Origin of the sequence: Roseicyclus sp. (assembly GCF_018402035.1) — a bacterium.
GTDB lineage: Bacteria > Pseudomonadota > Alphaproteobacteria > Rhodobacterales > Rhodobacteraceae > Roseicyclus.
Map to the genome: position 1 here is coordinate 1 of NZ_JAGYJN010000009.1, position 21,935 is coordinate 21,935.

20 protein-coding genes are annotated in these 21,935 nt (G+C 63.7%); 11 read left to right on the forward strand and 9 right to left on the reverse strand.

Annotated features, from left to right (window positions below; all coding sequences use genetic code 11):
- Both KG698_RS12460 and KG698_RS12465 read right to left on the reverse strand, forming a co-directional pair.
- Positions 1 to 544 (reverse strand): enoyl-CoA hydratase/isomerase family protein (locus KG698_RS12460; protein WP_213685912.1); only part of this gene is annotated, 544 nt, incomplete at its 3' end.
- The gene (locus KG698_RS12465) at positions 541 to 1,296 is read right to left on the reverse strand and encodes an SDR family oxidoreductase (protein WP_213685913.1); all 756 of its coding nucleotides are present in this window, start codon (positions 1,294 to 1,296) and stop codon (positions 541 to 543) included. The genes KG698_RS12465 and KG698_RS12460, both read right to left, overlap by 4 nt.
- 171 nt (positions 1,297 to 1,467) lie before the next feature.
- Here KG698_RS12465 and KG698_RS12470 point away from each other — a divergent pair, with 171 nt between their 5' ends.
- The 5 genes from KG698_RS12470 to lpxK all read left to right on the forward strand — a co-directional run bounded on the left by KG698_RS12470 (position 1,468) and on the right by lpxK (position 7,561).
- Positions 1,468 to 2,964 carry a DUF2125 domain-containing protein gene (locus KG698_RS12470; protein WP_213685914.1) on the forward strand — a complete coding sequence of 499 codons (1,497 nt, stop codon included), beginning with the start codon at positions 1,468 to 1,470 and terminating at the stop codon, positions 2,962 to 2,964.
- A 106-nt stretch (positions 2,965 to 3,070) separates the two neighbouring features.
- Positions 3,071 to 4,417 (forward strand): TldD/PmbA family protein, encoded by a 1,347-nt coding sequence (locus tag KG698_RS12475; RefSeq protein WP_213685915.1) that lies wholly within the window; start codon positions 3,071 to 3,073, stop codon positions 4,415 to 4,417.
- Complete coding sequence (locus tag KG698_RS12480) at positions 4,404 to 5,198, forward strand: 3'(2'),5'-bisphosphate nucleotidase CysQ (protein ID WP_213685916.1); 795 nt, start codon at positions 4,404 to 4,406, stop codon at positions 5,196 to 5,198. The genes KG698_RS12475 and KG698_RS12480 overlap by 14 nt, the downstream gene beginning before the upstream one ends.
- A gap of 72 nt (positions 5,199 to 5,270) precedes the next feature.
- Positions 5,271 to 6,560 (forward strand): 3-deoxy-D-manno-octulosonic acid transferase, encoded by a 1,290-nt coding sequence (locus KG698_RS12485; RefSeq protein ID WP_213685917.1) that lies wholly within the window; start codon positions 5,271 to 5,273, stop codon positions 6,558 to 6,560.
- Entirely contained in the window at positions 6,560 to 7,561 is a 1,002-nt protein-coding gene (gene lpxK / locus KG698_RS12490) for a tetraacyldisaccharide 4'-kinase (protein WP_213685918.1), read from the forward strand. Before KG698_RS12485 ends, lpxK begins: the two co-directional genes overlap by 1 nt.
- Before the next feature lie 54 nt (positions 7,562 to 7,615).
- Here lpxK and KG698_RS12495 read toward each other — a convergent pair whose 3' ends face one another.
- Complete coding sequence (locus KG698_RS12495) at positions 7,616 to 8,296, reverse strand: DsbA family protein (protein ID WP_213685919.1); 681 nt, start codon at positions 8,294 to 8,296, stop codon at positions 7,616 to 7,618.
- A gap of 15 nt (positions 8,297 to 8,311) precedes the next feature.
- Complete coding sequence (locus KG698_RS12500) at positions 8,312 to 8,842, reverse strand: DUF721 domain-containing protein (protein ID WP_213685920.1); 531 nt, start codon at positions 8,840 to 8,842, stop codon at positions 8,312 to 8,314.
- Between the two features lie 82 nt (positions 8,843 to 8,924).
- Here KG698_RS12500 and mutY point away from each other — a divergent pair, with 82 nt between their 5' ends.
- On the forward strand, positions 8,925 to 9,998 hold the full coding sequence (gene mutY, locus KG698_RS12505) for an A/G-specific adenine glycosylase (protein WP_300983886.1): 1,074 nt from the start codon (positions 8,925 to 8,927) through the stop codon (positions 9,996 to 9,998).
- 54 nt (positions 9,999 to 10,052) lie between these two features.
- A complete protein-coding gene (locus tag KG698_RS12510; RefSeq protein ID WP_213685921.1) occupies positions 10,053 to 11,186 on the forward strand; it encodes an alkane 1-monooxygenase in 1,134 nt (377 codons plus the stop codon).
- Between the two features lie 12 nt (positions 11,187 to 11,198).
- On the opposite strand, the gene KG698_RS12515 is transcribed toward KG698_RS12510, so the two are convergent.
- A complete protein-coding gene (locus KG698_RS12515; RefSeq protein WP_213685922.1) occupies positions 11,199 to 11,780 on the reverse strand; it encodes a YqgE/AlgH family protein in 582 nt (193 codons plus the stop codon).
- Positions 11,781 to 11,905: 125 nt separating this feature from the next.
- Here KG698_RS12515 and KG698_RS12520 point away from each other — a divergent pair, with 125 nt between their 5' ends.
- A complete protein-coding gene (locus tag KG698_RS12520) occupies positions 11,906 to 12,730 on the forward strand; it encodes a protein-disulfide reductase DsbD domain-containing protein (RefSeq protein ID WP_213685923.1) in 825 nt (274 codons plus the stop codon).
- 3 nt (positions 12,731 to 12,733) lie between these two features.
- Here the strand turns inward: KG698_RS12520 and KG698_RS12525 are convergent, their stop codons facing one another.
- The 4 genes from KG698_RS12525 to KG698_RS12540 form a co-directional block, all read right to left on the reverse strand.
- The gene (locus tag KG698_RS12525; protein ID WP_213685924.1) at positions 12,734 to 16,117 is read right to left on the reverse strand and encodes an efflux RND transporter permease subunit; all 3,384 of its coding nucleotides are present in this window, start codon (positions 16,115 to 16,117) and stop codon (positions 12,734 to 12,736) included.
- Between the two features lie 4 nt (positions 16,118 to 16,121).
- Positions 16,122 to 17,585, reverse strand: coding sequence for an HlyD family efflux transporter periplasmic adaptor subunit (locus KG698_RS12530; protein WP_213685925.1), 1,464 nt, complete (start codon positions 17,583 to 17,585; stop codon positions 16,122 to 16,124).
- 92 nt (positions 17,586 to 17,677) lie between these two features.
- Positions 17,678 to 18,220, reverse strand: a complete 543-nt coding sequence (gene moaB / locus KG698_RS12535) for a molybdenum cofactor biosynthesis protein B (protein ID WP_213685926.1) — start codon at positions 18,218 to 18,220, stop codon at positions 17,678 to 17,680.
- Positions 18,217 to 19,029: a uracil-DNA glycosylase gene (locus tag KG698_RS12540; protein WP_213685927.1), complete on the reverse strand. Its 813-nt coding sequence runs from the start codon at positions 19,027 to 19,029 to the stop codon at positions 18,217 to 18,219. The genes moaB and KG698_RS12540 overlap by 4 nt, the downstream gene beginning before the upstream one ends.
- Positions 19,030 to 19,137: 108 nt before the next feature.
- Between KG698_RS12540 and KG698_RS12545 the strand changes: the two genes are divergently transcribed.
- The 3 genes from KG698_RS12545 (at position 19,138) to pyrC (ending at position 21,930) form a co-directional block, all read left to right on the forward strand.
- Positions 19,138 to 20,079, forward strand: a complete 942-nt coding sequence (locus tag KG698_RS12545; protein ID WP_213685928.1) for an aspartate carbamoyltransferase catalytic subunit — start codon at positions 19,138 to 19,140, stop codon at positions 20,077 to 20,079.
- On the forward strand, positions 20,076 to 20,576 hold the full coding sequence (locus tag KG698_RS12550) for a hypothetical protein (RefSeq protein WP_213685929.1): 501 nt from the start codon (positions 20,076 to 20,078) through the stop codon (positions 20,574 to 20,576). Before KG698_RS12545 ends, KG698_RS12550 begins: the two co-directional genes overlap by 4 nt.
- Positions 20,577 to 20,649: 73 nt before the next feature.
- Entirely contained in the window at positions 20,650 to 21,930 is a 1,281-nt protein-coding gene (gene pyrC, locus KG698_RS12555) for a dihydroorotase (RefSeq protein ID WP_213685930.1), read from the forward strand.
- The last annotated feature ends 5 nt before the right edge of the window (positions 21,931 to 21,935 follow it).

Sequence of the window (21,935 nt, forward strand, 5' to 3'; positions counted from 1 at the left end):
GGTCCATCAGATGCGCGCCCAATACGATCCGGTCGATCAACCCAAAGGCCAGCGCGTCATCGGCGGAAAATTTCTGCCCACCCAAGAGCAACAGCTTGGCCCGCGCCGGTCCCATCAACGCCACAAGCCGCCCGGGGTCGGAGGGTTGCGGCAAAAAGCCAAGCTTCGCCACGGGATAAAAAAACCGCGCCTGCGGCACCGCGATGCGGATGTCACAAGCCAGCGCCATGCCAAAAGCACCGCCCGCCAATGTGCCGTTGAGGGCGGCGATGGTCAAACAAGGCAAGGCCGCAATCGCACCCGAGACCTGTTCCCACAAGGGCGATGTCGCCAGACCCGCGCGCGCCGCATCCAGATCGGCACCGGCCGAGAAAACCTTGTCGCCCGCCCCGGTGATGATCAGCGCGCGCAGATGCGGATCGACCGAGGCTTCGAGCAGCAGATCGACCAGTTGCTCCAGCATCGCAGCGCTCAACGCATTGGCCTTTTCAGGACGGTTCAGCGTCAGCGTCCAAAGCCCGTCATCGCGCGCGCAATCGATCATGGGCCGACACCCACGGCTGCGCGGATATCTGGATCGCGCAGCGAGATGTCGTTGCCCAACCACGGGTCTGCATCAGCCCCGCACATCCAGATCAAGGCCTTTGCGGGCCATTCGGGCGGGATATGCACTGACCAATCCAGCTGGCTGATCGCGTTCACACCCGATTGCTTGATCTCGCGCTGCATGTCGGTGGCAACGGTACCGGGTGACAGGCCCAGCGCACGAATACCGCGCGCGCCATATTCGGTATTGAGGCAAGCGGTGAACATCTTGGCCCCCGCCTTGGAGGCGCAATAAGCGCTCCACCCCTCAACCGGGTTGACGGCAGCGCCCGAGCTGACGGTGATGATCGTACCGCCACCGCGCTGCAACATCAGCGGAAGGGCCGCGTGCGCGCCGTGAAACACACCCTTAAGATTGATGTCGATGGCTTGGCTCCAGACCTCGGGGTCGGCAGCTGCAACATCGGCGATGGGGTCGATCACGCCTGCATTGCTGATCAACACATCAAGGCCGCCAAAGGTAGCAGCGCCAGCCGCAAGGGCGGCCTCCACCTCCCAATAGCGGGTCACATCGCAAGGCACGGCCAGCGCGCGTGCGCCAATCTCGCCCGCAAGCGTGGCAATCGCATCGCGGTCGCGCGCCAAAAGCACGACATTGGCACCTTGCGCGGCAAAGGCGCGCGCAGCGGCCGCACCGATCCCACGGCTTGCACCGGTGATCACAACGGTTTTTGCGCTCATATCGGGCATGGGCTTCCCTTTCTTGTGTGGTGTCTGCGCGACTGGGATGCTAGCGCCACTGATCCGGCGCGACCAGACCAAAGCGTCGCGAACGTCGGATCGGGACTTGACCGCAGCACGGCCTAGGGCCGACAGTTTGGGTTGACGCGCTGCCCACACTCTCTTTCTCGGATGGATGCCATGACCTTTGCAAAACCGCTCATCGTGACATTCTCGGCACTGGCGCTGAGCTGGGCGCAGCCCTTGTTCGCCCTGACCGCATCAGAGCTTTGGGCCGAATGGCAAAGCCAAGCCGCAGCCATGGGCCAGACTGTTACCGTGCAAGAGCAGATCACCGGTGACGGCAGCCTGACGCTCAACGGCTATGCCATGCGCTACGCCGATGGAGAGGTGACCACCATCGCGCGGCTCGATCAGCTGGTGTTCACCGAAACCGGTGATGGCCGTGTCACGATCACCATGTCCGACACCCATAATCTGACCGTCAGCTTTCGCCCGGATAATATCGGGCCGCCGGTTGATCTAAACTTTGCCCTCATCGCGCCAGATCTGCGCGTGATCGCCAGCGGCACGGCGGCAGCACGCGCCTATGACTTTACCGCCCCAAGCTTGATGCTCGAGGATCGCCCGATCACCGGCGGCAGCGGCCCGCTTCCGGTCATCGATGTCATGGTCGCGCTGGCCGATCTGACCGCGCGTTACGAGATTGATGGCACCAATCCCGCCGATCTGCGCTATGCCAGCAATGCGGCGATCAGCGGCATGTCAGGTGCAATCCAGATCAGCCCACCGCCCGGCGAAGATGGGCATTTGAAGGTGAGTTTTGCTTTGGGTGCCAGCACCAGCGCCGGCACAGGCCAGCTTGGCAACATCGCCAACCTCGCAGCCAAGCCCGGTGCCTTGCCCAAGGATTTCGCCGCCAGCAGTGCCTTGGCCTATGACAGCGCGCGGCTCGAGATGACCTTTTCGCATCCGCGCGATGCCTTTACCCTGTTGACCTCTAACCAAGGGGGGCGACTGTCCACCGATGTCTCGCGCGATCAGATCGACTTTGCCCTGAGTGCAATGGCGGCATCCACTTATCTGGCCTCGCGCGAATTGCCGGTGCCTGTGGCCTTTACGGTCGGCGGGGCCGAGCTTGCCTTTCGTCTGCCGTTGGCACCCCGCGATCAGGCCCAAGATTTCGCATTGCGGCTGGCCTATCGCGAACTGGCACCCAGCCCCGAGGTTTGGGCGCTTGCCGATCCGGCAGGGGCCATTCCGCGCGATCCGATCACCGCGATTGTTGACCTCGGCGGCACGGCGCGCATCTTGCGCGATCTGCTTGCAGTCGATCCCACAGCGATGGGCGATATCCCCGCCGAGCTTGTCGATCTGCGCATCAACGAATTGCGCATCACTGCTGCAGGTGCGGAATTGACCGGCAGCGGGCGTGCCGATTTCCCGCCCGGTCCGATCCCCATGCCCGTGGGGGCAGTGGATTTGCAACTGCGCGGGCTAAACGCGCTTTTCGACCGGCTACAGGCGGCGGGTCTGGTACCGATTGAGCAATTGGCCATGGCGCGCGGGCTGCTGGGTGCGTTTGCCCGCCCCGGTGCCACACCCGACACGCTAGAGACGCGGCTGGAATTCACCCAAGGCGGTGGGATCACCGCCAATGGTGTGCCCTTGCGCTGAAGCGCGCGCCCCAAGGCCCAGACCGATGGGGCGGCTGGGATGGCTTGCGCCGGGCGGGTGCGGGCACTAGGTCGATGTGAACCCCAAGCGCCAAGGTGCCATGCCCATGTCAACATCCCTCGCCGATCTGACCGAAGCGTTGCTTCACCACGCGCGCCGCGCAGGCGCGGATGGCGCGGATGCAATCGCTGTCGATGGCACCTCGCTATCCATCAGCGTGCGCGGCGGCGCCTTGGAACAGGCCGAGCGCTCCGAAGGGGTTGAGATCGGGCTACGCGTCATCGTCGGGCAGCGGCAAGCCTGTGTCTCCGCCTCGGACATCCGCGACGAAACCTTGCGCGAAATGGCCAGCCGTGCGGTCACTATGGCGCGTCTTGCCCCCGATGATCCGACCGTGGGGCTGGCTGATCGCGAGCAACTCTCCACCCTGCGCAATGGTGACGCGCTGGATATGTGCGACCCCGGCCCCGATCCCGACCCCGCGCAGCTTGAGCGTATCGCGCAAGAGGCCGAGGCCGCGGCGCTTGCCGTAAAGGGCGTCAGCCAAGTGCAGGCCGCCAATGCGGGCTTTTCGCGCAGCCAAGTGCATATGGCCGCCAGCAACGGCTTTGCAGGCGGCTATGCGCGATCCGATCATGGGCTGTCTTGCGTCGCGATCAGCGGCGAGGGTTTGGGGATGGAGCGGGATTATTTCGGCGATGGGCGCAACCATGCCGCCGATCTTTTGTCCGCCGAAGAGATCGGGCGCATCGCCGGTGAACGCAGCGTGGCGCGTATGGGCGCGCGCAAACCGAAAACCGGCGCATATCCGGTTATCTTTGACGAGCGCATCTCATCGGGGCTGATCGGGCATCTTTTGGCCGCGACCAATGGCACCGCGATCACGCGCGGCGCATCTTGGGCGCGCGATCTCATGGGCGCACAGGTCTTGCCAAGCGATTTGTCGATCATCGAAGACCCGCATCGCCCCCGCGCCTCGGCCTCGCGGCCCTTTGATGGCGAAGGCTTGCCAACCCGGCGGCGCATCATCGTGGCCGATGGCATCTTGATGGAATGGACATTGGATCTGGCCACGGGGCGCAAGCTGGGCCTGCCATCCACGGGGAGCGCCAGCCGCGGCACCTCGTCCCCGCCGTCACCTGCCGTGGGCAACGTCGCCCTGACGCAAGGCGCGCAAAGCCGCGCGGCGCTCTTGCGCGAGATGGGAACGGGTTTGTTGATCACCTCGATGATCGGCTCGTCGATCAACGCGACAACAGGCGATTATTCGCGGGGTGCCTCGGGGTTTTGGGTCGAGAACGGCGAGATCACCTATCCCGTCAATGAATGCACCGTCGCGGGCAATCTACGCGATATGCTTTTGACGATCCGCCCGGCCAATGACGCGCGCCCGCACCTCAGCCGCGTCGTGCCCTCGCTTTTGGTCGAGGGGCTGACGCTTGCCGGGGCCTGAGGCGCGCGAAGATTTGCTTTTGCTGATCGAGGCGGCGCGCGGCGCAGGCCGGATCGCGGCGCGCTATTTCCGCGACGACCCCGAAACATGGGACAAGCCCGATGATGCCGGCCCCGTGACCGAGGCCGATCTGGCCGTGAACGACATGCTGCATGACCGGCTGATGGATGCCCGCCCCGATTATGGCTGGCTGTCCGAGGAAACGCCCGACAATCACGCCCGGCTGGGGGCGGCCCGTGTCTTCGTCATCGACCCGATTGACGGCACCCGCGCCTTTATCGAAGGAAGCTCGGCCTTTTCGCATTCTCTGGCCGTGGTCGAGGATGGGGTGGTGATCGCGGCGGTGGTCTATCTGCCGATCCGTGGCAAGCTTTACGCGGCATCTTTGGGGGGTGGCGCGACACTCAACGACAGGCCGATCCGCGCCTCGGATGCGCGCCATTTCCACGAGGCAGAGGTCTTGGCCACCAAGCATACGCTTGGACCCGCCCATTGGCCCCATGGCGTGCCAGAGGTCACACGCGCCTATCGCCCCTCGCTTGCATATCGCATGGCGCTGGTGGGTGAAGGGCGCTTTGACGCGATGCTGACATTCCGCGCGACATGGGAATGGGATATCGCCGCCGGGACGCTGATCATCACCGAAGCGGGCGGTATGGCCACTGACATGGCAGGGCAAGGTTTGCGCTTCAACAGCGCCAGCCCAAAGGTCGACGGTGTGCTGGCCGGTGCGCCGGTGTTGCACGCAGCCTTTCTACAGGCGCGCGGCAACGCCGCTTGACCCGCGCGGGCCAATCCCTAGGGTGCGCCGCAGCTTTGCCGGTCGCCCAAACATGAATGGCTGACATATCTTATGGAACGCTCACTTGCCCTTGCTCTCTATCTCGCCTGGTCAAAGCGCGGCGCTTTGGGCTTTGCCGAAGGCAAGCTGACCCAGCGCGCGAGTGCCGGTAAGGAAGACCCCGCACGGCTGGATGAGCGGCGCGGGATCGCCAGCCGCCCCCGCCCCCAAGGGCCGTTGATCTGGTTTCACGCCGCAAGCGTGGGCGAATCAATCGCCCTGCTGGAGTTGATCCGCCTGTTGTTGGAAGAGCGGCCCGAGCTTTCCATCCTTGTGACCACGGGTACCGTCACCTCGGCCGCCGTGATGGCCGACCGCCTGCCCGAAGGGGCGATGCACCAATATGTGCCGCTCGATGCGCGCGCCTTTGTGGCGCGTTTCCTTGATCACTGGCGACCCGACCTCGCGGTCTGGACCGAAAGCGAGCTATGGCCCGCCTTGATCTGCGAAACCCATGCGCGGGGCATTGCGATGCTTTTGCTCAATGCGCGCATGTCCAAGGCCAGCCACGACCGCTGGCGGTTCTTGCGCGGCATGGCGCGCAGCCTTTTGGCCCGGTTCCAGCTTGCGATGGTCCAAGATGACCTGAGCGCCATCTACCTGCGCCGCCTTGGTATGCCGATGGACCGCTTGATGGTGACAGGCACCCTTAAGGAAGGGGCCGCTGCCTTGCCGGTCGATAACCGGTTACTTGATGCCATGCGCGCCGTGATCGGCAACCGCCCGGTCTGGGTCGCGGCCTCGACCCATCCGGGCGAGGAACGCAAAGTGCTTGATGCCCATCGCATCGCGATGCGCACCAATCCGCGGCTTTTGCTGATCCTCGTGCCGCGCCACCCTGCGCGCGGCGATGAGATTGCGGTGATGCTCGACGATGACGCTTGGGCCTATACACGGCGCAGCACGGGCGAAAACCCCGAGGCCGAGGCCCCCGTTTACCTCGCCGATACAATGGGCGAGTTGGGCCTATGGTATCGCTTGGCCAGCGTCAGCTTTGTCGGCGGCTCATGGGAGCCGATTGGCGGGCATAACCCGTTCGAGCCTGCCGCCCTTGGATCGGCCATATTGCATGGCCCCTATGTCAGCAATTTCGTCGATATCTACCAACGCCTGAGCGATGCACGCGCGGCAAGGCTTGTCGCCTCACCGCAGGCCTTGGCCGAGGCGGTTGATGAATTGCTTGCCCCTGACCGCGCCGCGATCATGGCCCATGCCGCGTGGGAGGTTGTCTCTGCCGGGGCGGATGTGACGGATCGGGCCAAGGCGATCTTGCTCAAGGCTTTGGACGGGGCGCTCGGCTGATGCGCGCGCCGATGTTTTGGCACGCCTCACCGGGGCTATGGGCGAGGCTATTCTCACCGCTTGGCGCGCTTTATGCGGGCGCGACGCGGCGGCGGCTGGCGCGCGGCCCGCGCGCGCGGCTGGATGTGCCGGTGATCTGCATTGGCAATCTGAATGCGGGCGGCACGGGCAAGACACCGACGGTCATCGCGCTGGCTGCGCGTTTGGCCGCGCGCGGGGTCGCGGTGCATGCGGTCACGCGCGGTCATGGCGGCACATTGCAAGGGCCGGTCCGTGTCGTGGAACGCCAGCACATCGCGGCCGAAACCGGCGATGAGGCACTGCTGTTGGCGGCCTTTATGCCGACATGGGTGGCCAAGGACCGCGCGGCAGGCGCACGCGCCGCAATCGCCGCTGGGGCGCAGGCGATCTTGCTTGATGACGGGTTTCAAAACCCCGCGCTCGCCCATGATTTGGCCATCGTCGTGGTGGATGCGCATATCGGTTTTGGTAATGGCTTGGTTATTCCTGCCGGGCCGTTGCGCGAACCCATCGCCACCGGCTTAGCGCGCGCCGATCTGATTTTGTCGATTGGCGATGCGCAGGCGCAAGCGCGTTTCGCCCAGACATGGGGGCCGGTTCTGACCCTGCCGCATGTCACGGGCGCGCTGGCGGCGCTGCCAACCGGCCTGCCGCTTGCCGGGGTGCCCGTGTTGGCCTTTGCAGGGATCGGCCACCCCGAGAAATTCTTTCGCACACTGCGCGCGATGGGCGCGGATTTACGCGCCACCCATGCGTTGCGCGATCACCAACCGCTGAGCGATGCCTTGATGAGCCGCATGCTGCGCGAGGCCAAGGCGCTGGGCGCACAGGTGGTGACGACCGAGAAAGACGCCGTCCGCCTTGCGCCCGCACTGCGCGCGCAGGTCATGACCTTGCCCGTGCGGCTCGAGATCGCGGATTGGGAGGCGTTGGATGCCGCGCTCGCGCGGGTCTTGACGGCGCGCCCTGCACAGCCGTGAGGGCAAGAAAAAGGGGCGGCCCAAGGGCCACCCCATCCAAAGTCGCGTTGTGCCTTATTGCGCGGCAACAAGCGCTTCGTCGATCAGCACCGCCATTTCGGCATAGCTCATGTTGGAATGCAAACGCCCCGCGATCACAAAGGCAGGCGTGCCCGAGATATCATGCTCGGCCATATGCGCCTCGTAGCGAGTGATCAGCGCTTGGGCCATCGCCCCATCGGTCAGGCAAGCGTCGAGCTGTTCATTGCTCAAGCCCGCCGTACGCCCGATCCGGCGCAGATTCTCGGCCACCTCGGCGGGTGCGCCCTGCGTCCATTCGGCTTGACGACCATAGATCAGATCGACGACGCCGAAATACCGCTCTGGCCCCGCACAGCGCGCGACCATCCCGGCCCAAAGGCCGAAACGGTCAAAATAGACCTCGCGGTAGACATAGCGCAGGCGGCCTTGATCGATGTAATCGGCCTTGAGCAAGGGCAGCGTGTTCTCGTGGAATGTGCGGCAATGCGGGCAGGTAAACGAGGCGTATTCGATCATCTCGACCGGCGCATCCGGATCGCCCATGACCATCTCGATCACCTGCGGCGCATCGGCGGCGGCGGCATCGCTTGTCTGCGCATTGGCTGGTTGCGGCAATAGCGACAGGGCCGGGGTGGTTTGCGGGCGCAAAGCCGCATAGCCGCCTGCAACCAAGACACCGGCGCCTGCGCCCAAAAGAATGGTTCTGCGATCCATGTTCTGCTCTTCTCCTCAACGATCTCTGGGGGTTAGCACATTGCGCGCAAGACGCGCGAGGGCTTGTTTCAATCCATCATCCGCCACCTGATCCACGGTCGCCATTGCGCGCGACAAGGTCGCGGGGTCAGGCGGCAGGGGCGCTTTGGGTGGCTGGGCGCGAAAGGCCACCTGACCATCGGCAAAGCCCGTTGGCGCGGTCTGGGTGATATGGACATGGGCAATGGCGCGGTAGCCATAGGTGGCATTGACCCGTTCAAGGATACGTTCCTTTTGCATCTCGAGAACCGGGGCATGGCCGCCTGTCGTCAGCAAGATCAAGGTGCCACCAAAGCCGCGGCTCCAGCTGATGCGCACGGGCCGCGCGATGGCGGCAATCTCTGTGCCGACGATCTCTTGCCAATGGGTCAAAAGCTTGGCCTCGCCAAAGCCACGCTGGGCTGCGGGTGCCTTGAGCGTGCTGCTAAGCAATGCACCCGCCGTCTCGAAGCCGCGCTTGCGGCGCGCGGGCGGATCAGTTGGCGATATTTTGGGCTTGCGCGGCATGGGTTGCTTTCGTGTTGTCGCGGTCAATCTATGCCTTAATGCGATGCTAACCAATAACAGCCTGCGGGGGAGCAGATAAACCTTGCGTGACGGGTTTTCCGATAGCGATGCCAGCGCGGCCCTGTTGCCGTGGTATGATGCCCATGCGCGCGATCTGCCATGGCGGATTGCGCCTATGGCACTGGCGGGCGGTGCGCGGCCCGACCCCTACCGCGTTTGGCTGTCCGAGGTGATGCTGCAACAAACCACCGTGGCCGCCGTGCGCGGTTATTTCCACGAATTCACAACACGTTGGCCCGATGTAAGTGCTTTGGCCGCGGCCGAGGATGCAACGGTCATGGGCGCTTGGGCGGGGCTTGGCTATTATGCGCGGGCGCGCAACCTGTTGAAATGCGCCCGTGTCGTGGCCCAAGATCATGGCGGACGCTTTCCCAACGATGAGGCGGGGCTTTTGACCCTGCCCGGCATTGGCCCCTACACGGCCGCCGCCATCGCGGCGATTGCCTTTGACCGCCCGGCGGCGGTGATGGATGGCAATGTCGAGCGCGTGCTGGCGCGGCTTTTTGCGGTGCAAACACCGCTGCCAGTCGCGAAAACAGAGCTGAAAGCGCTGGCAGAGCGGCTGACCCCCGCCAAGCGGCCCGGCTGTTACGCGCAGGCGGTGATGGATCTGGGTGCCACGATCTGCACACCGCGCAACCCCGCCTGCGGTATCTGCCCCTTGCGCGCGATGTGCCGGGCCAGCGCCATGGGCATCGCTGCCGAACTGCCGCGCAAAATGCCCAAGAAACGGGTTCCGACACGGCTTGGCATCGCTTATCTTGTGCGGCGCGCCGATGGCGCGATGCTGCTTGAGACACGGCCCGAGACGGGGCTTTTGGGCGGCATGCTTGGCTGGCCCGGCAGCGATTGGGCCGAAACACCCCCGCTTGAGGTGCCGCCTATCGCCGCCGATTGGCACGATCCGGGGCTTGAGGTGCGCCATACCTTCACCCATTTCCACCTGCGGCTAGCGCTGCGGCTGGGGTCTGTCGGCCAAGATGCGACACCTGATCGCGGCGAATTTCACCCGCGCGCCATATTTCGGCCCGCAAACCTGCCTACAGTGATGCGCAAGGCGTGGGATCTGGCCCAAGGGGCATGGCCAGAGGATTGACCAAAAGCCCCCCACGCGCAAAGCATCGCCAAAGGGTGAAAGGAAAGACCGGCCATGATCCCCGCAGCACATGTCGCAAAATTTGCCCGCGCCCTGCCCTATTGGATGTCGCTGGCGCTGTTTCCGCTGATTGCCTTTGTCGCCGGGCAAGGGGGCTGGTGGCTTATCGCGATGCCGCTGATGACATGGTGGCTGTTTAGCCTGCTTGATCTGGCCATTGGCCTCGATCTGGACAATGCCGACCCCACCACGCCCGAGGCTGATCTGTTTTGGTATCGGTTGGTGACGCTGGTGTGGTTCCCCCTCCAGCTTGTGACGATTTTCGCGTTGATCCATTTCGCCACGCACAGCGATACGCTGTCCACCGCCGAGGCCTTTGGCCTGTTTTTCGGGGTTGGCGTGCTTTCGGGCACCATTGGGATCAATTATTCCCATGAACTCATGCACCAATCAAACCGGTTGGAACGCTGGTTGGCCGATCTGCTGTTGGCAAGCGTGCTGTATTCACATTTCCGCTCTGAACATCTGTTGGTCCATCACCGCTATGTCGGCACGACCCGCGACCCGGTGACCGCGCGCTACAACGAGGGGTTCTTTCGCTTTTTCCCCCGCGTGCTGCGCGACAGCTTGATCAGCGCATTTCACGCGGAAAAGGCGATGCTGGCGCGGCGCGGCAAGGCATGGGCAGACCCGGCAAACCCGTTTTGGCGCTACTGGCTGTTACAGGGGCTTTTCCTGATCTTGGCCTTTGCATTGGGCGGTTGGGTGGGGGTGGCGCTGTTCATCTTCCAAGCCGCCATCGCCGTGTGGCAGTTGGAATTGACCAATTACATCGAGCATTACGGGCTGACGCGCAAACATCTGGGCGAGGGCAAATATGAGCATGTCTTGCCACGCCATTCGTGGAATGCGGCGCACAAGGCGTCGAACTGGCTGTTGATCAATTTGCAGCGCCACTCCGACCATCATTACAAGCCAGACCGCCGCTTTCCGCTGTTGCAGAATTATGCCGAGGATGCCGCCCCACAGCTGCCATTCGGCTATCCGGTGATGACCATGGCCGCGATGATCCCGCCCTTGTGGCGGCGCGTCATGAACCCGCGCGTCAAGGCGTGGCGCCGCCAATTCTACCCCGAGATTTCGGATTGGACGCCCTATAACAAGGGTGCGCTGCCCGCCCCGCGCTAGCTTGCGATGGCGTCAAGCGCGCCCAGCCTGTGACGAAAGCGTCATGGGGGAAATGCCAAGGCTGGCCAGCCCCCCTTGCCATTTGGTGTCGTGATCGGTGGCAAAGACCAGATCGGGCGGGGCATCAGCGGTCAGCCAGCTATTCTCGCCGATCTCATCCTCAAGCTGGCCGGGGCCCCATCCGGCGTAGCCCAGCGCCATGAAGGCCCGCAAAGGGCCACGACCCGCCGCCATGTCACGCAAGATATCCGTCGATGCGCTCAGCGCGAAATCGGCATTGATCGCATGATGTTCTGCATCATCGGACCGATATTCGGTGCTGTGCAGCACAAAGCCACGGCGCATATCGACGGGTCCGCCGTAGCAGACCGTCAGATCGGGGGTATTTGCCTGTCGTGCAATCCCCAATTGCCCAAGAATATTGGAAAAGCCGATATCGGACATCGGCTTGTTCAAGATCAGGCCCATCGCCCCTTCGGCGGAATGGCTGCATAGCAACACGACACCGCCATGAAAGCGTGGATCGGCCAGATCGGGCATCGCGATCAACAGCTTTCCGGTCAGATCAGCAAAGGAGGCGGTGGTGTTCGTCATGGCACAAAGGATGGGGCTTTGCCCTGCCATGATCAAGCGATACGCGCGACAAGATCGCCACAGACACGCGCGCGTCGCCAAAACGTGACTTTCCATTTCAGCGCCAAGTTTCTAGCTCCCATGGGATGAAGATTGCAGCACAAAGATATCTCGCCCTTGTGATCGCGCTTGGCCTGTTTTGGGGCGCAGGCGCGGCACGGGCCGAGTTTCAGGGGCAATCCGTGGCCGATGTGGTCACGGTGTCGTTTTTGCCCGGTTGGCGACTGGCCGATGGCAACCATATGGCCGCGATCCGGATCGATCTTGCACCGGGGTGGAAGACTTATTGGCGCGCACCGGGCGAAGGTGGGGTGCCAACGCTGATCCATCTCGACGAAAATGGCGCGGTCCGCGATGTGCTTATCCATTGGCCAAGGCCCGATGTTTTCGTGATCAACGGCATGCGCTCGATTGGCTATAAGGACAGTGTGATTTTACCCTTGGAGTTCATCCTTGGCGCAGCGGGCGAGGTCGCGATTGCAGGGCGTGTTGATATGGGCGTCTGCCTTGATGTCTGCATCCCCGTCACGCTGGATTTGACCGGCCGCTTACCTATGGTCACGCAACGCAGTGCGGCGATTGTCGCAGCGCTGGCTGACCGGCCCCTGACCGCCGCAGAGGCCGGTGCCGGCACGGCGCGCTGCCAACTCACCCCGATCTCGGATGGGCTGCGGGTCAGCGTCTCTATCGCGTTGCCGATGACGGGCGATCTGGAAACCGTGGTGATCGAGCATCGCGATCCGGGCATGTGGGTGTCGGAAACCATGACGCGGCGCGATGGCATGACCATTTCGGCCACCGCCGATATCGTGCCGCCCCATCACGGGGCCTTTGCACTGAACAGGCGCGATCTACGCTTTAGCGTGATCGGCGCGCAGATGGCGGTCGAGCTTGAGGGCTGCCAAGGTTAGCGCTTAGGCAGAGCGTGCCTTGGCGCGCTGCATCAGCATGATGGCCCCCGCCCAAGCCAATACGCACAGCAGCGCCGCACCCGCGACAAAGACACCAAAGGCCGCCCATGTGCCATCGGCCAACCCGGCCAATGGGCCCACCATGCCACCGCCCCAAATCGCGCCGCCCAAGGTCGCGGCGAACAGGGCCAGCAGGGCCAGCGCCAATCCGCCGATGCCCAGCGCCACACCGCGTTGACGGCGCATGGCGCCCAAGGCGCGACGCAGCGCGGTGAATTGCTTACCGATGTCTTGCTGCATCGCCATGATCGCGGGCACGACCAAAAGCACGATCAACATCCCGAAACCCAAACCATAGACCAGCGTGATCACCGTGGGCTTAAGGAATTGCGCATCCGAGGAAGTCTCGTAAAGAAGCGGCGCAAGACCCAGAACCGTGGTGAGCGTGGTCAACAGCACCGGGCGCAAACGGTCGCAGGTACCATCGATGATCGCGGGGATCAGCCCACGCTCTTCGGCATATTCATCGACGGTTGTTACCAAAACGATGGAGTCGTTGATGATAATCCCCGTCATCCCGATCAGGCCAACGACCGTGAACAGCGATAAGGGCACATCCCAAAGCGCATGACCCCAGATCGCACCGACAAGGCCAAAGGGAATGATCGCCATCACCACCATGGGGCGGGTCCAGCTTGCGAAAATCCACGCCAGCACAAGGTAGATCCCAAGCAGGCACAAGATAAAGCCAGTCATCGCATCGCCAAGGAATTCTTGTTCTTGCTCGGCAAGCCCTGCCAGACGCGTCGCCACGCCATAGCGCTCTTCGATCTGCGGGATCAGCACATCGCGCAACTCGGTCATGATCTCTTCGGCGCGCACCGGGTCATCTTCGGACAAATCGCCCGTGACGGAAATCAGCCGCACGCCATTCTCGCGCTGGATGGTGGAAAAGCCCTGCCGCGCGGTGACGGTCACGATATCGGCCAGCGGCACATATTGCCCCGAGGCCGACCGCAACAGCGTGCGGTCAAGGAAATCGGCGGTCAGCTCGTCCTTGGGCATTTCCACGCGGATGGTGGCGGTGCGCGGCCCATCGGGGAAACTGGCCGCCTCGATCCCGCCCAACCGGTCGCGCAAAACCCGGCCCAATGTCCCGATCTCAAAGCCAAGCGCCGCCCCTTGCGGCGTTAATTCAAGGCTCAATTCCTCGCGGTCATAGGCCATGCTGTCTTCCAGCCCCGAAACCTCGGCAAAGCGGGCAAGCTGGGTTTGCAGGCTGATCGCCGCGTCTTTCAATGTTTGGGTATCGGCGCCGAAAATCTGCACATCGATGGAATCACCACCGGGGCCGCCACGGAACCCACGGAAACTGACGGTTTCGGTCAGCGGAAGCTGGCGCACCTCATCTTGTAGCTCGGAAACAAAGGCGAAGGAGGAATAGGGGCGCAGATCGGCATCGATCAACTCAATCGCGATAGAGCCCAACAGATCGGCATCCTTGTTCTCGACACCCGACAGCCCGCCACCTGTGTTGCCACCGATCTCGGCCACGACATAGACCAGCGGATTGGTGCCATGCTCGGCCTCATAGCGGGCGGCGACGGCTTCGGTCGCGCGCTGCATTTCGCGCATCATGGCAAGGCTGTCATTGCGGTCGGCCGCATCGAGCATGGCGAAATTGCCGGTCACGGACGACAATTCCGGCGCGTTGAAAAAGCGCCAGACGACATCGCCGCGCAAAAAGCTGGCCGCTTGCGTCGCCAACAAAAAGATCATCGCCGCCAAGACCGGGTAGCGCGCCACAACGACAAAGCGCATCACTGGGCGAAAGGCCGTCTGCTTGACCCAATCAAAGCCGCGATTGACCACCCGCGAAGGCAGATCATACCAATGCGTCTTGGCCGAATGGGCCAGCGCGTGGGCCATGTGATTGGGCAAGATCAAGAAGCATTCCACAAGGCTCGCGATCAAGACCACGATGACGGTAAAGGGGATATCGGCGATCAAGCTGCCAAAACGCCCACCAATCGCGGTCAGCGCGGCAAAGGCCAGCACGGTGGTCACAGTGGCCGAGAACACCGGGGCGGCCATGCGGCGGGCGGCGGTTTCGGCGGCGGTGACAGGATCTTCGCCCAAGTTTCGGGCGCGGTAATCGGCATGCTCACCCACGACGATGGCGTCATCGACGACGATCCCCAGCGTGATGATCAGCGCGAATAGCGAGATCATGTTGATCGTCAGCCCCGCCGCCCACATCAACGCAATCGCCGCCAGCAGCGCCACAGGAATACCCGCCGCCACCCAAAATGCCGTGCGCGCATTGAGAAACAGGAACAACAGGCCCACGACCAGTGCCAAACCCAAAAGGGCGTTATCGAGCAAGATATTGATCCGGCCCGTGATCGCCTCGGCGCGGGTGCGGATCAGGTCGATGGTGGTGCCGCTGGGCAGCGTCGCCTCCATCTCGGTGGCGACTTGTTCAACAAGCGCCTGAATGGCGATGGCATCGCCATCTTCCGAGCGGTCCACACGAATGGTTATGGCGGGGTTCTCGCCCACGAAATAGGCGCGCTCGCGGTCCACGCCTTCGGTGCGGACGGTGGCGACATCGCCCACGCGTAGCGTCGACCCATCGGCATTGGTGCGCAACGACAGTGCCGCAATCTCGGCGGCGCTGCGCTGGGCGGCACCTGTGCGGATACGCGCATTGGCACTATCGACATCCCCCGCAGGTGCCGTCGTGGCGGCCGCGGCGATGACGCTGGCGATGTCGGACATGGCGATATCGTGGCGGATCAACGCGGCAGGCGAAACCTCGACCACGGTTTGCGGTGCGGCAACACCGCGAATGGTGGTGCGCGTCACACCGACAGCGAATAGCCGGGCGGCGAACTCATCGGCGAAACGGCCAAGCTGGGCGGGTTCCACCGGGCCTGTGATCACCACATCGGTGACATTGTCCCACCACGACCCGCGCCTGACCGAGGGGTCATCGGCATCTTCGGGCAAATCAGAGACAGCATCGAGTGCGGCCTGCACCTCATCGGCGGCGCGTCCCATATCCCAGCCGGGCTCAAATTCCACCCCGATCGAGGCGCGCCCTTCGCGGCTGGAGGCATCGGTCGCAACCACACCCGGCACCAGCAAAAGCGCAGGCTCAAGAATGGCGACAATGCCCTCGTCCACATCCTCGGCACCGGCACCTGACCAGCCGATGACAATATTGATCTCGTCCGAGATGACATCGGGAAAGAACTGCGCACGCATCTGCGGGATAGCCGCCAGACCTGCGACCACCAGCAGCATAAGCAAAAGGTTTGCGGCTGTGCGGTGTCGGGTAAAGTAGCTCAAGATACCGGCGCCGCCGGGGGGAAGGCTGCGCATCGGTCTAACTTCCCATCCGGCTTTCGATGCGCGCGACCATCTGCGCTGGCACCTCGTCTTGCGACAATTGGTTGAGCATATTGGCCTTCACATCGGCTGGGATATAGCCGTTGGCCTCGACAAAGGCGATCAGCCGTGCCCGGCGCTCGGGGTCAAGCGCGATGGTCTGCGGTGCCTCGGGCGGGGCTTCACCGCTCTCGGCCTCGCGGATCGGGTTGATGCGGATACCGTCGCCCAAAACCGGGGTGCGGGCCAAAACCACCTCGCGCCCATCCAGACCCGGCGCGCGCACAAGCACATCATCGCCTTGGCGGCGCAACAGCGTCACGGCCACGGATTGCAGCCGATCTTCATCGCCCAGCACAAGGATACGCCCATCCGAGCCATAGGCCGTCGCCGGAAGCCGCGCGACACCGTCAAGCGGCGGCTCTTCCAGTTCGACGCGCACGAAATCGCCCACGCGCAAACCACGCGGCACATCGATACTGGCAAACAAAAGCCGCCCCGATTGCCCCGCTTCGACCGCACCGCTTTCGCGGGTCAACTTCGCAGTCGAGGCCAGATCCATACCGAAAACATCCAAGATCACCCGCACATTGGCATCGGGCAATGTCGCGCCATCGCGCAAAAGCTGCGCGTATTGGGCGGTCGAAATGCGAAAGGCGACCTCAAGCGCGTCTGGGTCGATCAGGCGCGCGATCTGTTCGTTGCGGTTGACCAAGCGCCCCTCGACCAGCGTGACGCCGGACAAAACGCCATCGAACTCGGCGCGTAGCACTGTATCAGCGCGCGCGCGTTCGGCATCGGCCAAGGCGATGGCGCGACGCTCAAGCGCTGTTTCGGCCTGTGCCAGCCGGGCCTCGGCCTGCGCCAGCGCTTGGCGACGCGACAAGACCGCTTGCGCGGCGTTTGCGGCGGCAAGCTCGGCGGTTTCGACGGAGGCCGCACTTCCGACACCACGCGACAGCAGATCATTCTGCCGGTCCAAGGCACGATCGCGCAGTTCGGCCTGACGGCGCGCGGCGGCGACATCTTCACCCGCAAGACCCACAGCGCGGGCCGCATCGGCCAGTTCAGCCTCAGCATCGCGCAGATTAGTGCGCGCACTGGCCAAGGCGCTGTCGGCCTGCGTCGGGTCGATGCGCATCAAGACCTCGCCTGCCGCGACCGCGCCACCCTCCTCAAAACTGGGGGAAAGCGCGATCACTGTCCCCTCGGCGGGGGCGCGCAATTCGAGCGTGCGGCGCGAGCGGATTTCGCCAAAAGCGGTCAAGATCGGCGTTTGCGCCCCGATCACGATAGGCGCGACCTCAGCCGAGAAAACCCGCTCACGCGCGGGCATGCTGCCGCCACCGCCCGACATGCGATCTTGGATGGCACTGAAAATCGTCTGACCCGCCATGGCCAATAGGCCAAGCGTCACAGCAAATAGGAAAAGCCCGGTCAGGGCACGGCGGAAAAAGCGCATAATTGGCTGCCTTTAGGGGTCGCTTGGTCTAAGATAGGCACGAAAACCGAATGGGCAAAAACATCGATGCAGCGGTTACACGATGCATCCGCCTATTTCCGTCGCAGATGCTCATCAAGCCGTGGCAGGATCTCGACGAAATTGCAGGGGCGATGGCGATAATCAAGCTGGAACGCTAAGATTTCGTCCCACGCATCGCGGCAGGCACCGCTTGAGCCGGGCAGCGCAAAAAGATAGGTGCCACCCGCGACACCACCTGTGGCGCGCGATTGCACGGCCGATGTGCCGATCTTTTGCATCGAGATCATGGTGAACACCGTGGCAAAAGCCTCGATCTCTTTTTCATAGACGTCGCGATGCGCCTCGACCGTGACATCGCGCCCGGTCAGCCCGGTGCCGCCCGTGGTCAAGATCACATCGATCCCCGGATCGGCCACCCAAGCGCGCAATTGATCTGCGATGGCGGCGCGTTCATCGCGCAGCATGTGGCGCGCGGCCAGAATATGACCCGCCGTGGTCAGCCGTTCGACCAAGAGATCGCCGGATTTGTCCTCGGCCATGCTCCGGGTATCGGACACCGCCAGAACGGCGATGCGGACGGGATGGAAAGGGCGGGTTTCGTCGATACGGCTCATATCTTGGTCCTTAACCGGGCCTTGAGCGACAAGAGATCCGCCCAGGCGGCCGCTTTTTCCTGGGGGCGGCGCAACAGATAGGCAGGGTGCAGCATGGGGATCGCGGGGCGATCATCCAGCGTGACCCATTCACCGCGCAAGCGCGTAATGCCGGTTTGATCGATCAGCGCCTCGCAGGCGGCATTGCCCATCAAGACCACCAGATCGGGCGCGGCCAAGGCGATGTGGCGGCGCATGAAGGGGGCCATCATCGCCAATTCCTCGGCCTCGGGCTTGCGGTTTTGCGGCGGACGCCATGGCACGACATTGGCGATATAGACCGCCCTTGCCGGATCGGTCGCGGCGCGGTCAAGGCCGATGGCCGCCAGCATCCGGTCAAGCAACTGGCCCGATTGGCCGACAAATGGCTTGCCCTGCTGTTCTTCGTCGCGGCCCGGTGCCTCGCCCACGATCATCACGCGCGCGCCGACCAGACCATCGGCAAAGACCAGCCGCGTCGCGGTTTCGCGCAAGGGGCAATGGGCGAACCCCTCCATCGCGGCGCGCAGCGAAGGCAGGTCTTGCGCGGCGCTAGCAGCAGCTTGGGCCAAAGCGACCGCATCGACAGAGGGCACAAGCGGCGCGTCAGCGACAGGCGGCGCGGCAACAGGCCCACGCGCAATGGGCGCCATGGCGGCGGGAACAGGGACGGTTGCTTGATCGGCCAAGGCGAAGCGGTCAACGGGCATGTCGCCCAAGGCCTCATCCGCGCCTAGCTCTATCTGCCAGTCGAGCATCGCAAGCGCGTCATGAAAGCTTAGATCATCCATAGGCCGAGGTTATGCCGCCCTGCGTCGCGATGGAAGAGCCGAACAGCTTGCCGCCCTGCCCCACCCACACCTATAAGCGGGCAACGCGACATGCACCGAGGCAGAGCGATGACATTCAACCAGACCCATCTCTTGGGGATCGAAGAGCTTCACCCGGTGGAGATCACGACACTTCTGGATCGCGCCAATGCCTATGCCGAAGCCGAGCGTGGCAGCCGCGAGCATGGCCAGCCGCTGAAGGGGCTGACGCAGATCAACATGTTCTTCGAGGCCTCGACCCGGACGCAGGCAAGTTTCGAGATCGCGGGCAAGCGGCTGGGTGCCGATGTCATGAACATGGCCATGTCGGCGAGTTCCCTGAAGAAAGGCGAAACGCTGATCGACACGGCGTTGACGCTGAACGCCATGCATCCCGATCTGCTCGTCGTTCGCCACCCCCATTCGGGGGCGGTCAAACTTCTCGCCGACAAGGTGAATTGTGCGGTGCTGAACGCGGGCGATGGGCGGCATGAACACCCGACCCAAGCGCTACTCGATGCGCTGACGATCCGGCGCGCCAAGGGGCGGCTGCACCGTCTGGTGATCGCCATTTGCGGTGATATCGCGCATAGCCGCGTCGCGCGCTCGAATATCCACCTGCTTGGCAAGATGGAAAACCGGGTGCGCCTGATCGGTCCGCCCACGCTGATCCCGCCCGGTGCCGCCGATTGGGGGGTCGAGGTTTATGGCGACATGGCCGAGGGGCTGAAAGACGCCGATGTGGTGATGATGCTCAGGCTTCAGAAAGAACGGATGGATGGTGCCTTCATCCCGTCGGAGCGGGAGTATTTCCACCGCTTCGGGCTGAATGCCGAAAAGCTCAGCTTTGCCAAGCCTGACGCCATCGTCATGCACCCCGGCCCGATGAACCGCGGGGTCGAGATCGATGGCAATATCGCCGACGACATCAACCGCTCGGTCATTCAAGAACAGGTCGAGATGGGCGTGGCCGTGCGCATGGCCGCGATGGAACTGCTGGCCGGAAACCTGCGCGCGCGGCGGGCGGCATGAGCGAGCGGCTTCATGTCTTTGCGGTGAACGCCGAGACGGGCCTGCGCCACACCCATTTGACCCGTGCGCAGGGCGAAGCGCCCGCTTTGCCGCCGCTGGCTGATTGGCTGGGAACTGCGGTTGATACCGATGAGATCGAGTTGTTCCCGATCCGCGATCTGGGCGACATGATGCTGTCGGATTACATCACCATGGCCTTTGCGCCCAAGGCGCTGGAAGGCGATGATGCACGGCGGATGAATGCGCTGTTGGGTCATGTGCTTTTGGTGCCAGAGCGCGCGCTGGGGGGAAAGCCCACGCCGGGTGCGGCGCTGACGTTGATTGCAAGCCTGCCCTTGGCAGGGGCCGATCACAAGGCGACGCTGCCCAAGGCGGCGATGGATCTGCGCGCCGATCAGCCCAGCGCCCCGCACCCTGCGACCAGCCGCATAGGCGGGCTGCCTTGGCTGATCTTGGGTCTTGCGCTGGTGGCGCTGATCCTTTTGTGGGTGTCGTGATGGGGATGGCGGCAAGATTGCGCCCACGCGGCGGTGCATGGGGGCAACGGCTTGGTGGGATGGACAGCATAAGATGACCAATGCACTTCTGAGAAATGCGCGCCTGATCGACCCCGAGGCGGGGAGTGTCACCCTCGGCTGGCTCAGGATCGAAGGGGGGCAGATCGCCGAGATTGGCCAAGGTCCGCGCGCAGGCGGGATCGATTGCCAAGGAGCCTGCCTTGCGCCGGGGATCATCGATATCGGCGTCAAGGTGGGCGAACCCGGCGAGCGGCACAAGGAAAGTTTCCGCACCGCAGGCCGCGCCGCGGCGGCGGGCGGTGTGACCACGATGGTGACCCGACCCGACACAGCCACCCCCATCGACACCCCCGAGGTGCTGGAATTCGTCACCCGCCGCGCGCAAGAAGATGCCGCCGTCAAAGTGCGCCCCATGGCCGCGCTGACCAAAGCCCGCGAAGGGCGCGAGATGACCGAGATCGGCTTTTTGATCGATGCCGGTGCCGTGGCCTTTTGCGATGGCGACGCGGTCTGCCCCACGCGGGTTCTGTCGCGCTGCATGACCTATGCGCGGTCGCTGGATGCGCTGATCTTGGGCCATCCGCAAGATCCGGGGCTAAGCCATGGCGGGGCGGTGACATCGGGAAAATTCGCCTCGCTGCGCGGGCTTCCGGCGGTCTCGCCCATGGCCGAGCGGATGGGGCTTGAGCGCGATCTGGCCTTGGTCGAGATGACGGGCGTGCGCTACCATGCCGACCAGATCACCACCGCTGCCGCCCTGCCCGCGCTCGCGCGTGCCAAGGCGGCGGGTCTGGATGTGACGGCGGGTGTGTCGATCCATCACCTGACGCTCAACGCCTTTGACGTTGGCGACTATCGCACCTTCTTTAAGGTCAAGCCGCCGCTCCGCGACGAGGATGACCGGGTGGCAATGGTGGCGGCGGTACGCGATGGGCTGATCGACATCATCTGTTCGATGCACACACCGCAAGATGAAGAAAGCAAGCGCCTTCCGTTCGAGGCGGCGGCCTCGGGCGCGGTCGGGCTTGAAACACTGCTGCCCGCAGCGCTGAGGCTTTACCATGCCGAGGCGCTCAGCCTGCCGGAATTGTTCCGCGCGCTCGCGCTCAACCCCGCGCGCCGCTTTGGGCTGGCCGGGGGGCGGCTTTGCCCCGGCGCGCCCGCTGATCTGGTGATGTTCGATCCCGACATCCCCTATGTGCTGGATCGTTTCGCCTTGCAGTCGAAATCGAAAAACACCCCCTTCGACGGTCAACGCATGCAGGGCCGCGTGCTGCGCACATGGGTCGATGGTGCGGTGGTCTATGACCGCGCGCAAGGTGCAATTGCATGATCCCT